Here is a 14,299-nt window from a genome sequence, read left to right as displayed (position 1 = left end):
TAACGTCTCTACATCTAAAACCCGTTAAAACGGGTTATGTTATCTCCAAAAATGTTTGTAGTAGGGGCACGGCATTTTAAAACCTTTGGGATAAACCAAAAGTTATTCTATGCCGTGCCCCTACAACCAGAAATTCATTCTAGATAAACCCGCTCGAACCGATACGATAACGATGGGGGGGACTTGATGTGAAATCTTGTTTGGCAAAAAGTCTGTTGTTGTGCAGCTAACATGGTATTGTTATAGTCCCAGTTAAACTTTGTCTAACGTGTCATCTTTAACTGCTACTGGTTCGCTGACTTTGACCGTTGCCCCCGCGCAAGTTGTACGGGGGAACTTGGCATTGGAGAATGTCGATCTTGCCCGCATGGGCAACCGTCCTTTGGTGGTGGGAGGCGATCGGACGCTAGCTGTCGTTCATCCTAGATTACAGCCAGCGATTGCCTGCCAACAACTGTCTGCGGCTTGGGCATCCTACAGTCCAGATTGTAGCGAGGATAGTTTGGCGATGTTGCGATCGCAAATCGAACAGCACCAAGCCGACTTTATTATCGGTGTTGGCGGCGGCAAAGCCCTCGATACCGCTAAATTACTCGCCCATCAGTGCCACCTACCCATCGTCACCATCCCCACTTCTGGCGCTACCTGTGCCGCTTGGACCGCGCTTTCTAACGTCTATTCCCCACAGGGCGCATTCCTCTACGACGTACCCTTAGACCGCTGTCCCGACTTGCTGGTACTCGATTACAGTTTGATTCAAACTGCCCCCCAACGTACCTTAGTCGCTGGAATTGGCGATGCTTTGGCGAAGTGGTACGAAGCATCGGTAAGCAGCGGCACTTCAGAGCAAACTTTGATTATTGCTGCGGTACAACAAGCCAGAATTTTACGAGATATCCTGTTCCAAAAATCCGCAGATGCCCTTAAAGAACCGGGGGGCGAAGTTTGGCGCGAAGTCGTGGATGCAACGGTATTGCTGGCGGGAGTGATTGGCGGATTGGGAGGCGCCCAGTGTCGCACCGTCGCCGCCCACGCGGTTCATAATGGATTAACTCATATCCCCGCCGCCCACGATGCCTTACACGGGGAAAAAGTCGCCTACGGTATCCTCGTGCAACTGCGATTGGAAGAAATGGTGCAGGGCAATCAACTAGCAGCAACTGCCAGACAGCAACTGTTGAAATTTTATGCCGAAATCGGCTTACCTCAAACCTTAGACGATTTGGCACTGGGGAATATTACCTTAAAAGAATTGCGGCAAGCAGCTGAAATTGCCTGCAATCCTAATTCCGATATCCACCGCCTACCGTTTAAAGTCGTACCCGAACAGCTAATGGCAGCAATGGTGTCTACCACAACGCCGATTGAATCCGGGGTGGGGAGACGGGGAGACGGGGAGACGGGGAGACGCGGGGAGGGAAGCAGGCGAGTAGAGGAGCAAGTGAGCGCGTGAGAGATGTAGGGGCGGGTTTTACCCATAAAATTTGGGAAAAACAGACAATTTGACTAAACCCGCCCCGGTTAGCGATTTTGATCGACAATGGTTCAACTAGAACAAAACTTGCCCGCAATAACTTTCCCGTCAAAATTACCAACAGTACTTAGGCAGCCAACTCCAGATATAGTGGAAATGGTGCGTTACTGCGAAGAGAGCACCCTACATATAGAAGTTGCCTAAGTCCTGACCAATTAGCAATTACCAATTACCAATTACCAATTACCCATGTTTCAATCTAAAATCTAAAATCTGAAATCTGAAATATAAAATGGATTGGATTAGTCCCGCTGAGCGACTGCAAGCACTACCGCCTTACGTATTTGCCCGTTTGGACGAATTGAAAGCTCGCGCCCGCGAGCAAGGACTTGATTTAATAGATTTGGGGATGGGCAACCCGGATGGATCGGCACCGGAACCAGTGATCGAGGCAGCGATCGCGGCGCTAAAAAACCCCGCCAATCACGGTTATCCGCCGTTTGAAGGCACCGCTAGCTTCCGCCGCGCTATAACTAATTGGTACAAGCGTCGCTACGAGGTTGAACTCGATCCGGATAGCGAAGCGTTGCCTTTATTGGGTTCTAAAGAAGGTTTAACCCATCTGGCACTTGCTTATATCAACCCAGGGGATGTAATTTTAGTGCCAACTCCTGCCTATCCTCCCCATTTTCGCGGTCCGGCGATCGCTGGCGGCAAGGTTCACAGCTTAATTTTAAAACCGGAAAACGACTGGGTAATCGATTTAGCGGCAATTCCCGACGAAGTTGCCCAACAAGCCAAGATACTCTATTTCAACTATCCCAGCAATCCTACCGCCGCCACCGCCCCCCGCGAATTTTTTGAGGAAATTGTCGCCTTTGCCCGCAAGTATGAAATATTACTCGTTCACGACTTGTGTTACGCAGAATTGGCATTTGATGGTTATCAACCTACCAGCTTGCTAGAAATTCCAGGTGCCAAAGATATTGGCGTGGAATTTCATACGATGTCCAAAACTTACAATATGGCAGGGTGGCGCGTGGGTTTTGTTGTGGGTAACCGCCGCATCGTGCAAGGGTTGCGGACGTTAAAAACTAATTTAGATTACGGTTTATTTGCCGCATTGCAATGCGCGGCGGAAACCGCACTTCAGTTACCCGATAGTTATTTGCAACAGGTGCAACAACGCTATCGCACGCGGCGGGATTTTTTAATTGATGGATTGGCACAACTTGGTTGGAGCATTCCCAAACCCAAGGCTACGATGTATGTATGGGTACCAACGCCTCCCGGTGTCGGATCGACGGATTTTGCTCTGTCGGTTTTGCAGCAGACGGGTGTGGTGGTGACCCCTGGGAATGCCTTTGGCGTTGCCGGTGAGGGGTACGTGCGGGTAAGCTTGATTGCAGAGTGCGATCGCTTAGGCGAAGCTCTCAAACGCTTAAAACAAGCTAATATTCGCTATCAGGCAGAGGCAGGAGTTTTGGGGTAACAATAAAAACAGCGTTGCTCGTTAACATTTCTTAACTCATGGCAAACAACAACCCCTGCCACGAACCTAATGAACGTTGCGTGTTAGTTTGTCAGCACCAAACTTGCTTAAAAAACGGCTCCGCCAAGGTGCTGGAAGCGTTTGGTGCTGTTAAAATTCCGGGAGTGCAGGTAGAAAGCAGCGGTTGTCAGGGTCAGTGCAGTTCTGGCCCTACCGTGCGAATTCTGCCAGAGGAAACTTGGTATTGGCAAGTCAAACCGAATGACGTACCTGTTATCATCGAACAGCATTTGCGCTGTGGAAAACCTGTAGAAGCCAAACTCAACCGGAGAGTTCATCTATCTTGGGAGATGTTTTCTCCTTGAATGGTAATGGGTAATGGGTAATGGGTAATAGGTAATTAGATCGATTGCCAATTTCGGATTCTAGATGGCAGATTGTATTCAATCCCAAATCCCAAATCTAAAATCTAAAATCTAAAATCTGAAATTCCCTATGTCCTATCGGTTTAGCTGGTTTGATAGATTTTGCCTGTGGTATCCTCCAGGGTGGTTGATTTTATTTAACCGCCACTGGCAACATTATCATAGCGACCCCGATGGTTGGACTTGGCTGGAATATCCGCTATTTCTGATTCCCGGTGGTTTTTATGTGGCATTGTTAATCCGTTGGTTGCGCCTTGGTTGTCGTTTACCGCGCCAAGAAACGGCTAAATTCGAGCCAAATTATCAGCAAGCTTTCCGGGAAGAAGTTTTAGCGCCGATTGCCCAATATTATTATCGCGCCGAACTGCAACAAATGGAAAATTTACCCCAAAACGGTCCGTTAATTGTGGCGATGAACCATGCCGGGATGTGTTTTCCCTGGGATTTTATGATATTGGCTTATTTGTTAGGAAAAGCACGAGGATGGGCAACGCAACCCCTAGCTGGAGTATCATTATTTGACCATCCTTGGGTGATTTGGTGGTTACCACCTGGATGGTCGCAGGTTTTGGGTGCAGTCAGGGCAGAAAAAGAGGAATTTGCAGCAGCATTAGCGCAAAAAACCATTTTACTCTACGCCCCAGAAGGTTTGCGCGGACCCGGTAAAGCTTGGCAAAACCGCTATCAACTAGAAACATTTCATCCGAGTTTTATTCGCTTGAGCAATATCTATCAAATTCCTATTTTACCAATTGTTTGCATTGGGAATGAATACTTACATCCTTTCACCGTGCATTTGCGGAAATTGGCTAAAAGATTAAACTTGCCTTTCTTGCCAATTTCCCCTTTAATGATTTTCTTTATCCTATTTCCATCAATGGGAGTTTGGGCAATGAAAACTCGCCTGCGTTACTTTATTCAACCAGACTCAGAAACAGCAGTTGATTTAGATAGCAATCGTTCAAATGATTACGTTCAAGCACAAAGATTGCGAGAAAAGATGCAAAATACAATTAATACCTTGCTAATTGCTAATTGCTAATTGTTAATGGGATTGATTGGCAGCAGGGGTGGGGTTAACGAAATCAGAAATCGGGTTTCTTTGTAGCTATCTTTACTTGCTAAACCATTTTTCACAGAAACCCGGTTTCTTTTCACAGAATGGCTGGTAATATCATGTCCGGTCGATTACCCATAATTAGAAGCCGGGACACGGCATTATTAACGTTATCTGTTTGTCCGAGATATCTCTTTAGCCTTAGTCCCTACGCAACAACGGGGTGAGGCTTTTTTATTATTGGCAATTTAACGGACAATTACCCATTACCCATTACCTATTACCAGCGTCAACCGATGATTTATAATAATACGTAGATTTAAAATCCAGTAATTGAGGAAATGACACAGAATACCCAGGAACCTAGAGAGTACGATGTTGTACTTGGCGGACAAAATATAATCCCCGCGACGGGGGCTGTTTTGGGAGGAATTGCTGGAGTTAAGAGACGCTTTGCGAGTGCGGTTGCGGAACACAGAGTCGCGGCAGTTAAAGAAGCAAAAAAATATGGCAAAGCTGGATTAGAAATAGGGATTAAAGCTTTAGAAGATGAATCGGAATTGGTGCAAAAAACGGCTTATTTACAATTGCGAAGAAGGAAAGAAGAAGAAGTAAAGCAGGCATTGAGCAAAATCAATTATTATCGTTTTTTTGAATGCCTCCGCACCGTTAAAGCTGGGGAACAGATTGCATTAAATTCAACCGGGGATAAAGCAGCATTTTTAGCGAGTAATAGAACGATAAAAGTTGTAGATTTGAACGCGATGGAATTGCTTTACGCGATTCCTAAATATCCCAGGAACCAGCAATCTTTTATTATCAGCGATGATGGGGAAATTTTGGTAAGAAACATCAAAGCTGCTAAGAGTTTTGTGGAAATTTGGGTGGAGGGAGAATTACAGCATACCCTCTACGGACATCAAGGGGAAATTCGAGCGATCGCACTAAGTCATGACTCTAAAACCCTTGCCACTGGCGGCGACGATAGATGTATCAAAATTTGGGATATTACCAGCGGCAAGTTAATTTTAAATATCAGTCCTTTACTGATGTGGGGAACCCATAAAGAAAGCATTATTCGCCTAGCATTTAGCCCAGATGGAAAAACACTTATCAGTAACGATATAAGTCGAACGATTAAGTTATGGAACTGGCAAAATAGAAGCGAACCCCACACGTTAAATATGGTTGGTTATTCGCTTGCTATTAGTCCAGATGGACAAATGCTTGCTGCTGGTTGTTTCAAAGGCACCATTACAATTTTAACACCGGATGGGAAAATAATTCAAACTTTAGATCCACATCCCCACTTGTTACATTACCTATTTCGTTGTAGTGCTTTCAGTCCAGATGGAACAACTCTTGTTATCGGGGATGGTTATCAAAAATCAATCAATTTTTGGAATGTAAGAACGGGTAAATTAATGCATAGTTTAACCGGAGATGATATTTTGCCAAATTGCCTTGCTTTTAGTTCGGATGGTCAAAGTTTGAGTGCTGGCAGTAATGATAAAACTATCAAGATTTGGGGAATTTAGGAAACTGGTGTTGTAGTCAATACTAAATTCAAATAAGGTCAAATAGCGGTGACAGATATACCTAACCAACCAAGAGAATACGATGCTGTTTTGGGAGGCGGTCAAGTTTTAGCTTTACCGCCGGTAGATGGCGCAGTTTTAGGCGGAATTGCCGGACTAAAGCATCGGTTCTCGCGTTGTACAGCAGAACAGAAAATAGAAACTCTCTCAAAAGCTATAACCTATGGAGAAGCAGGGTTAGATTTAGTTATTCAAGCTTTAGGAGACTATTCAGAACAAGTTCGTTGGCAAGCTTATGCAATTTTGCTAGAACAAGCAGAACCCAGAATTCAGCAGGTTTTAACAGAATATTTACCGGCAATTTATCCAGGAGAAATCGACTGTAGTCGGTTGGGGGGTTTATTGGCGGTGGGAAATTGGCAAGAAGCAGATAAAGAAACAGCGGCAATCATGCTAAAAGCAGGTGGAAGGGAAAATGGAACTTGCCTCAAACTGCAAGATATTGAAAGATTGTCTGGTAAGTTAATCAAGAAAATCGATCGGTTGTGGGATGGATGCAGTAACGGCAAGTTTGGTTTGCAGGTTCAAGCATCGATTTGGAAAAGCCTTGGAGGTAATGGTAAAGCAGATTATAGTACTTGGTATCGGTTTTGCGATCGCGTCGGATGGCGGGTGAAGCATTGTTGGGTTGAATACGATCGTCTCAAGTTCAATTTAAATGCGCCTCCAGGACACTTGCCATTTTTACCTGTAGGTGGGTTTGGCGTGGTTGTTTGTTTAGAAAGTCTGTTCAAATTGAACAGTTGATCTGATCTCTATTTCCATCAATGGCAGTTTGGACGATAAAAATGCGCATGGGTTACTCTATCTAATCCTTTTATTGAAACGCAGAGACGCAGAGAACGCAGAGGTAAGAGAAAAGGAGAGGTAGGTAATTTTGGAGAGAGAAGGGAGTAATTCAGGGTCTGATGGCAATTAGCAATTACCCATTACCCATTACCTCTCCAAAGCGATAACCTTTACCATAAACTGTATGAATTAGCTGACTTTCATTTTTCCCCTCGATTTTGCGGCGCAGCAGGCGAATTAATGCTGCTAAAACGTTGCTGCTGGGTTGTTCGCCTTCGCCCCACAAATGTTCGTGAATTTGGGCGTGGGTTAATAATTGACCGGGATGGCGCATAAAATATTCCAGTAGTTGGGTTTCTTTTTCCGATAACTCGATGGGGCGTAAGCGACGATAGGCAAGCTGGTTGTCGCAATCTAGTTCTAAATCGCCAACGCGCAGGCGTTTTTGCCATTTTTCTGAGTCTGAGACAGTTTTTCGCCGCAATAGCGCCCTGACTCGCGCTAGTAATTCCCGCAGTTCAAAGGGTTTGATCAGATAATCATCTGCACCGGCGTCTAAACCTTGCACGCGATCGTCTAAAGTATCTTTAGCGGTGAGAAACAGGACGGGTGTGGATAGTCCGTGCGATCGGACTCTCTGACAAATCTCTAACCCGGACATCTGCGGTAGCATCCAATCTAAAATCAGCAAGTCATAATCGCCTTGCAACGCCATTTGAGTACCAGATGTGCCATCATAAGCGACATCAACCCGATAACCCTCGCGAGTCAAGACGCGACTCAGGGGATCGGTTAGTTCAACTTCATCGTCAACCAAAAGAATCTGCATCTCGATCGTTTTAGATTTTCGCTTCAAATTTAATCTAAAATCAAAAATCTAAAATCTCAAATCTAAAATCCTGATGCTGACTGTTGCATTACCAAAAGGTGCCCTACTTAAAGATAGTATTCGCCTGCTTTCTGCGGTAGGACTAGACTTTAGCGCCTTTCTCGACTCCTCCAATCGCCAACTGCAAATTACCGACCCCACCAATACCGCCAAAGCTTTGCTAGTCCGGACTCATGACGTCCCGGTTTATGTAGAATACGGACAAGCGCAACTGGGAATTGTCGGTTACGACGTGTTGCGGGAAAAACAACCTAAAGTTGCCCATTTAGCTGATTTGGGGTTTGGTAGCTGTCGCCTGTCGGTAGCGGTGAAGCAATCAAGTCCATATCGATCGGCGTTGGAATTGCCGCCCCACGGTAGAGTTGCGTCTAAGTTTGTTAACTGCGCCCGCGAATACTTTCAAAATTTGGATATGCCTGTAGAGATTGTACCTTTATACGGCTCGGTGGAATTAGGGCCAATTACCGGCATGTCGGAAGCGATTGTAGACTTAGTTTCCACGGGTAAAACTTTGCGCGAAAATGGTTTGGTTGAAATTGAGGTTTTGTATCAAAGTACGGCGCGATTAATTGCCAATCCTTTGAGTTATCGTCTCGATAGTTATAATCTGCACTCATTGGTTGAACAATTGCGAGAACAATCTCTATCTGCGGTTTGATTTTAGATTGAAGATTGCAGGTTTTAGATTTGAGCTATCTGAATGAACCGCTCCAGGCGCAGAGGACGCAGAGAAAGAAAAGAGAGGTTAACTGATTTGATATTAAATCTGCCATCTGAGATCTAAAATCTGCAATTTTCTTCAATCTGCAATTCTGTTTCCCTGTTCTTTTAATAGTGGATCTGCCCAGGTTGCATCTGCTTCGGTCAAGGCGGGTATGGGTTCGTTGTTATAGTTGATTTGCAAGCGATAAACGGCGCGGTCGTAAATTGAATCTAATAATGCTTTCAAATCGATGATAGGTTCGGCATCGCCTGGTAATAAAGGTAAGGGAAATGTTGGAATTGAATTTTGTAAATTAAACGCATATAAATCTGCTAGCGGTCGGCGTTGTCTGCGGCTAACTAAAATGCGATAATGGCTTTTAATATTGGTTTCTAAAATTGGCATTGGTTGCCACTGGCGCAGTAAATCAATTTCTACTAAATGGGTTAAGCTAGTCAGAACATTTTGCCGTTTTGCTTCGTAAGTTTCCCGCCCTTTCCCCGGTCGCTTGTTCACAGGCGAGAGAATTTCTATAGCGGTGATGACTTGATTGCTTCCCACTAGGCGGATTTCTAAATAACCTTGTCCCACAGTTTCGGGTATGGGAACTGTTACTGTAATTGGTTGGGCTGGAGGTGATAAAGTAGCGACATTAGTATTTGTTTGCTCTGGAGTAGTTGTAGAACGCTGCACCATGACATCGGGCAGTCCTACTAATAGAGGTGTTTCGTCTATAACTTCATAAATTCGGCGTTCAATTGCGACAATATATTTAGGTTCCAATTGAGGGGCTAACAAGTCAGCAATGGCTGTAATGAGTCGGTGATGGACATCGGGCCATAATTGAGGAGCTTCTAAATAAGGGTTCATGCCGGGAAATGGGGATGGCATAGTAATCCTCGCTGTTGGTTATCTACTTGTTATATCATATCCAATTAATTCCCGATGGTTCCTCGTAGGGAACGTCAACAATATGATGCTGTTGCCAATCATATTCTGGTTGATGATTTATTTGCGGGCGGGCTATCAACGAAGCGAAACCATCAACTGAAATACATAAATATGACGCAATATTTTACTGAAAAAAGCTTTTGAATTATAAATTACCCAAATATAGTAAAATATGGTGTATGAAATTAAAGCGATCGCATCCCTTCCTTCTTTCTTCATTCAAATCAACGCCAGGTAGGGACTAAAGGCTAAAGTAAGTTTTGTTGTCAGCGAAAATTCTTCGACTGCCGTGTCCCGGCAATAATGTTGTATTACTGCAAACTCAAACTTGTTGCAATTCGAGCAATTCGCCCCACCATCTAAAGTTTCGTAACGAAATCAACTATTATCTTGACTGTTGTCCCCAATCGGGCTATGCTCTCTCTTTAAGGTTGGTTGAGTTCAACCACAGCAACCCGTGTCCGCCTAAAAATCTAGTACGCTGCCCTATGCCGTTGGAAGCGGCAAAGGACAGCTTGACCCCCACACTGCCAAAATCAGTCTGGAGGCTAACAGAGCATTTTAACACCTCTCTGTAGCCACCCTGCTTTGCGCTGCTTGCGGGGTGGCTAGATTTTTTGGTTTCCCATCCAAAAAATAGGAGAAAATATCATGGCACAAGAGTTTTTGTCTGATGCTATCGGATCTGTGCGTGAAAATTCCTCGCCAGAAATGCCCGAACGCGAACCGATTCGGTTTCTGATTATCGGTACCCGCGAAGGAGTAATCGAAGAAATCAAGAATTTTTACGCTATCGGATTTGCCCAGGTGGATGAATGGAGTCCCTTGACGCCATTACCCAAAACCGATTTGGTGATGACAATTCTCATTCGCTACCGGAAGCAACCTGCCACCGATTCATCGACCAGGAAATCGGGACGGTAACGTGTAGTTAGCATGGTGCGTTACGCGATCGCTAACGCACCCTACATACTACTCTCTTAAGCCCCCCTTGGCAAGGGGGGTTTGGGGGGATCGTTTTCCCTAGCAACTTGGTTAATTCTCTCCTCATTTCCCCTGTGAATCAGCACTCCCAGACCCATCAGAATTACTCGCAGATTCCGTATATTCGCAAAAGATATTCAAGCCAATTTTGAGCAGATACAACACAATAATCGTCGAAATTGCCGGGTCGAGGGGCAAGCCGGATAGGGTGGTGAGGGAAACAATTAAACCGGTGAGTAAAGGGGCGCTGCCTGGGTTTTTGGTATATTCTTTGAATTGGGCGCGAAAGCCTTCATCGCCGCAGAGTTCTTGGCGCAGGACTTGCAGCGTGGTTTGCCAGAGGGATTGGCGTTTGCTGGGATCTTCAAACACTTGACCTGTTTTTTTTGCCCACAGTTCGTCAAAACTAAGATCGAGTCTGCCTTGCTGTTCTTCCAGGATGGCGAATGCCTCGGCAGCGGGTTCGTAATCTTGCAATAGCTGCCGTTTTTCGTTGACTTCGGGGGTGGTTAATTGGGTTTCCACGTCGATTTCACTCCTCGTTTGTTTCGCTGGCTTATTGAATAACTGAACGCCATTCTTCTGGCAATTCTTCGCCTATTACCTCGCGCCAAATTGTGGCAAATTGGCTGTCTCCCAACTGTTTGAGCATTCGCCTTAAATTTTTGAGATACCAGCCAATCCACTCTTTATTATGCTTAACCTCGATGACCAAGCCGTGGATGTAAATTTTCGCGGCTTCAGTCCAATTTGATTGGGCTTCCAGGGTTTCGCCCCATGCAACTAGGGTTAAAGATGCGTTGTGCCAATCATTTGCTGAACTTAAGGCTTCAAATGCTTTTTGGAAATAGGCAACAGCAGTCTCAAAATCTCCTTGATCTTTGGCAATTTCTCCTAAAAGCTTACAGGGATATGCAGCCATGTAAGCATCCCCCGCAGCTTCATAAATTTGGAGATATTTATTGTAAAAAGCGATCGCATCGTCAAACCGCCGTTGATCTTCGGCTACCATTCCTAGATGGTGATAGTCGCTAGCAGCACTGTAGAAAGCCCCCGCATCTTCTTTAATTTGGAGAGCTTTATTGTAAAAAGCGATCGCATCGTCAAACCGTCGTTGCCTTTGGGCAATATAGCCAAGATTGTGATTAAAAGAGGCGATATTGCCATTGACGGAGGGGTCATTTAAAGCTGTCAATTCATCCAGAATTTCTTGATAAAAGGCTCTTGCTGTTTCCAAGTCGGCACTTTTAAAAGCTTCATTTGCATCTACTCCCCGCAGATAAATCCAGAAATCAAAGGCATTTCGTCCCTTTGCCTTTGCTTGTGCCAAGTGGATACCAATTTGGTTCAGCGCCCGTTCTCGCAGGGACTTAAATTCTGGTTTGCGCCCCCATCGTGTATATACCTCTGCCAAGGCTGTCAGAATAAATTTGGCATTACCCCAATCCTGCTGCTGTTCTGCCAGTCGTAAATGCTGCAATAGGTTCGGCTCTTCTACTCGCAGCGCAAAGGTTGCCAATTCCGCATTGCTGATGAGTTCCTCATGGTAGATATCTGCCAACTCTGCGTAGAAAAGTAGCAACTTTTTTTCTAGGCTATTGATTACCTCCTGCGAACCTTTTGTATCTAACTGTTGTCGCAAATACCAAGGCAGTGCTGGGTGAATTTTGTAGATAGTTCCCATCAAATGTTCTACAATCCCTGCGGCGGCGGCTTCCTTGAGCAATCCCATCCAATCGGGCTTCTGCAAGTTTTCTCCAAACACCGCCCAATATGCCTGTCCAAACTGATTATCAGAACTTTCCGACAAAAGATGGAGGAAACCTGCATCCACTCGCTCAGAAAATAGCGCTAAAAACGGCAAATGCTGCCGCGCCCGTTCCGACAACTTCGCAAACGAATAATCCAGCGACACCAGCAAAGATTTCTCTCTACCTTCCTCCTCTGCACCCTTGAACGTATCCAATCCCCGCCGCAATGCCTCGATTAACTGCACGGGTGTCTGGGTTTTCAGGTGAGGCAGTACCACCCGCAAGGACAGGGGATGTCCCCCCAATAGTTTCAGCAACTCCAGATATTCTTTTGGCAGTTTCGCCCGGTTTATCTCCGCTGATTGCAGAATCTTCGCCGCTAACTCTTCCCCATCCTGTTTTACCAGTCCCTTCAAACTCAGCAGCGCGTAACCGCAATCTAACCAACCTTCTTCCCGCCGACTGGTAATTAGTACCCAAGTTTGCCCCCCGCGCAATTCTTTGAGAAACCGCTTCAATTCTTCTCTTTCGGCGGCGGGTAACAATGGCAGATTTCCGGCGGGAAACCCATTGACGGGTTCAAAGTTATCCCAAATCAGCAGACAAGGATGGGTTTGCAAGTATTGTCGCACCACCGCCTGCTGTTGTTCTGGCTTTAACTGGGCGAATTTCTCACCCCCCAAGCTTCTGCCAATTTGATTCACCACCTGACTCAACCCCGCACCGCGCTCAAAGCTAGTGAAGAAAATGCCCCCCGTGCGTCCCTGGGTGTCATCCAACCAGCGAGCAAATCCCCCTACTAACTCGGTTTTGCCAACCCCGCCCATCCCCTGCAACAGCACCACATAATTTTGGCGAAAAGCGCGTTCTAAGCGCAAAATGTCGTAACCTCGCCCGATAAAGCCATAGGCGCTGACTTCCGTTGACGTACTCTCCGGCGTGAACGCGCGGAGATTCTAAGAATCACTTCTTAGGTTTTCTCTTTCTTCGAGTTCCCTTATTTGTTTCTGTTTCCAGATTCAAACAGAGGGGAATCTCTCCAGAGACTTCAAATTCCGTGCGCCCCACGGTATTTGCCCATTCTTTCAAGGCTGCTTTTAAAATATTCAATGCTGCATTTTCGTCCCTGTCCGCCACATAACCACAATCAGGACATTTATGGGTACGGGTACTTAGTGTTTTAACCACTATCTGTCCGCAATTAGAGCAATTCTGACTTGTATATTTTGGATTAACAGTTATTACTGGAACTCCATACACAACGCCAAAATACTCTAACCACTCTCGAAAACGATACCATGCAGCATCAGATATTGATTTAGCTAGACAGTGGTTTTTAATCATATTACGCACTTTTAGGTTCTCAACTGCTACTAAGTCGTTAAACCGTATGACGTGCTGAGCTAATTTACAAACCCAGTCGTTACGTCTGCGTGATACCTTGAGATGCGCTCTACCTAATTTAGTTCTCGCTTTGGCTCTATTTTTACTACCTTTTTCTGTCTTAGAGAGACGACGCTGTAGTTTTTTGATTCTATGTTCGTCTTTTCTCAGAAATCTAGGATTATCAACTTTCTGACCAAAACTATCAGTATAGAAATGATTTAACCCAACGTCTAAGCCAATTTGCCTACCCGTTAATTCTTTACTTTCCTCCCGTTTATGGTCGATTATAAATTGTGCATAATAACCATCATGTCTTCTAACAACTCTAACTCTCTTAATTTGTTCTAGTTGATAATAGTGAAGGTTTCTACTTCCCCAAAGTTTAAAAGTTCCAGCTTTGAATCCATCGGTGAATGTTAAGTAGCGGAGGTCTTCTGATAATTTCCAACCGCTTACTTTGTATTCAACCGAGTCTCTAACTTGATATTTTTTAAACTTCGGGTATCCTTTTTTCCCTTGTGTTTTTGCTCTACAATTATGATAAAAACGCTCAATTGAAGCCCAAGCCCTCTCAGCATGAGCTTGTCTGGCTTGAGAGTTTAATTGTTTAGCCCAAGGGAATTTAGGATTATCCCCTAGAGTTTTACAGTAGGCATAAGCATCATTACGACTTTTGATTAGATTATCCATCCAAGCACGAATAATAGAATTACGAACAAAACGACCAGTACGAATAGCCCCGTCGAGCTTTTCATACTGGTTTTGTTCTCCTTCTAATTTGCTTTCGTAGACAATCATTC

At 45.0% G+C, this 14,299-nt stretch carries 13 protein-coding genes; 8 read left to right on the top strand and 5 right to left on the bottom strand.

Annotation, left to right across the window (positions count from 1 at the left end; all coding sequences use genetic code 11):
* Window positions 1–259 precede the first annotated feature (259 nt).
* The 6 genes from ACE1CM_RS03040 to ACE1CM_RS03015 all read left to right on the top strand — a co-directional run bounded on the left by ACE1CM_RS03040 (window position 260) and on the right by ACE1CM_RS03015 (window position 6,793).
* Window positions 260–1,453: an iron-containing alcohol dehydrogenase family protein gene (locus ACE1CM_RS03040; protein ID WP_374875928.1), complete on the top strand. Its 1,194-nt coding sequence runs from the start codon at window positions 260–262 to the stop codon at window positions 1,451–1,453.
* A 313-nt stretch (window positions 1,454–1,766) separates the two neighbouring features.
* Window positions 1,767–2,966, top strand: a complete 1,200-nt coding sequence (locus ACE1CM_RS03035) for an aspartate aminotransferase (RefSeq protein ID WP_374875927.1) — start codon at window positions 1,767–1,769, stop codon at window positions 2,964–2,966.
* A gap of 38 nt (window positions 2,967–3,004) precedes the next feature.
* Complete coding sequence (locus tag ACE1CM_RS03030; protein WP_374875926.1) at window positions 3,005–3,331, top strand: ferredoxin; 327 nt, start codon at window positions 3,005–3,007, stop codon at window positions 3,329–3,331.
* 130 nt (window positions 3,332–3,461) lie between these two features.
* The gene (locus ACE1CM_RS03025) at window positions 3,462–4,433 is read left to right on the top strand and encodes a 1-acyl-sn-glycerol-3-phosphate acyltransferase (protein WP_374875925.1); all 972 of its coding nucleotides are present in this window, start codon (window positions 3,462–3,464) and stop codon (window positions 4,431–4,433) included.
* Window positions 4,434–4,789: 356 nt separating this feature from the next.
* Entirely contained in the window at window positions 4,790–5,986 is a 1,197-nt protein-coding gene (locus tag ACE1CM_RS03020; RefSeq protein ID WP_374875924.1) for a WD40 repeat domain-containing protein, read from the top strand.
* Between the two features lie 48 nt (window positions 5,987–6,034).
* Entirely contained in the window at window positions 6,035–6,793 is a 759-nt protein-coding gene (locus tag ACE1CM_RS03015; protein ID WP_374875923.1) for a GUN4 domain-containing protein, read from the top strand.
* A 175-nt stretch (window positions 6,794–6,968) separates the two neighbouring features.
* Here ACE1CM_RS03015 and rppA read toward each other — a convergent pair whose 3' ends face one another.
* Entirely contained in the window at window positions 6,969–7,664 is a 696-nt protein-coding gene (gene rppA / locus ACE1CM_RS03010; protein ID WP_374875922.1) for a two-component system response regulator RppA, read from the bottom strand.
* A 73-nt stretch (window positions 7,665–7,737) separates the two neighbouring features.
* Here rppA and hisG point away from each other — a divergent pair, with 73 nt between their 5' ends.
* Window positions 7,738–8,382 carry an ATP phosphoribosyltransferase gene (gene hisG, locus ACE1CM_RS03005; protein WP_374875921.1) on the top strand — a complete coding sequence of 215 codons (645 nt, stop codon included), beginning with the start codon at window positions 7,738–7,740 and terminating at the stop codon, window positions 8,380–8,382.
* A 141-nt stretch (window positions 8,383–8,523) separates the two neighbouring features.
* Here hisG and ACE1CM_RS03000 read toward each other — a convergent pair whose 3' ends face one another.
* Window positions 8,524–9,318, bottom strand: a complete 795-nt coding sequence (locus ACE1CM_RS03000; RefSeq protein WP_374875920.1) for a DUF4058 family protein — start codon at window positions 9,316–9,318, stop codon at window positions 8,524–8,526.
* A gap of 711 nt (window positions 9,319–10,029) precedes the next feature.
* Between ACE1CM_RS03000 and ACE1CM_RS02995 the strand changes: the two genes are divergently transcribed.
* Window positions 10,030–10,302, top strand: a complete 273-nt coding sequence (locus tag ACE1CM_RS02995; RefSeq protein ID WP_374875919.1) for a hypothetical protein — start codon at window positions 10,030–10,032, stop codon at window positions 10,300–10,302.
* A 123-nt stretch (window positions 10,303–10,425) separates the two neighbouring features.
* Here ACE1CM_RS02995 and ACE1CM_RS02990 read toward each other — a convergent pair whose 3' ends face one another.
* The 3 genes from ACE1CM_RS02990 to ACE1CM_RS02980 all read right to left on the bottom strand — a co-directional run bounded on the left by ACE1CM_RS02990 (window position 10,426) and on the right by ACE1CM_RS02980 (window position 14,297).
* Window positions 10,426–10,887, bottom strand: a complete 462-nt coding sequence (locus ACE1CM_RS02990; protein ID WP_374875918.1) for a hypothetical protein — start codon at window positions 10,885–10,887, stop codon at window positions 10,426–10,428.
* 31 nt (window positions 10,888–10,918) lie between these two features.
* The gene (locus ACE1CM_RS02985; protein ID WP_374875917.1) at window positions 10,919–12,991 is read right to left on the bottom strand and encodes a tetratricopeptide repeat protein; all 2,073 of its coding nucleotides are present in this window, start codon (window positions 12,989–12,991) and stop codon (window positions 10,919–10,921) included.
* An 85-nt stretch (window positions 12,992–13,076) separates the two neighbouring features.
* Complete coding sequence (locus ACE1CM_RS02980) at window positions 13,077–14,297, bottom strand: RNA-guided endonuclease InsQ/TnpB family protein (RefSeq protein ID WP_374875916.1); 1,221 nt, start codon at window positions 14,295–14,297, stop codon at window positions 13,077–13,079.
* Between the last annotated feature and the right edge of the window lie 2 nt (window positions 14,298–14,299).

It is taken from the genome of Microseira sp. BLCC-F43, from assembly GCF_041929235.1.
Taxonomy (GTDB): domain Bacteria; phylum Cyanobacteriota; class Cyanobacteriia; order Cyanobacteriales; family Aerosakkonemataceae; genus Microseira.
Note: the sequence above shows the minus strand (reverse complement) of the source record. Positions and strands in the feature narration are given on the sequence as shown.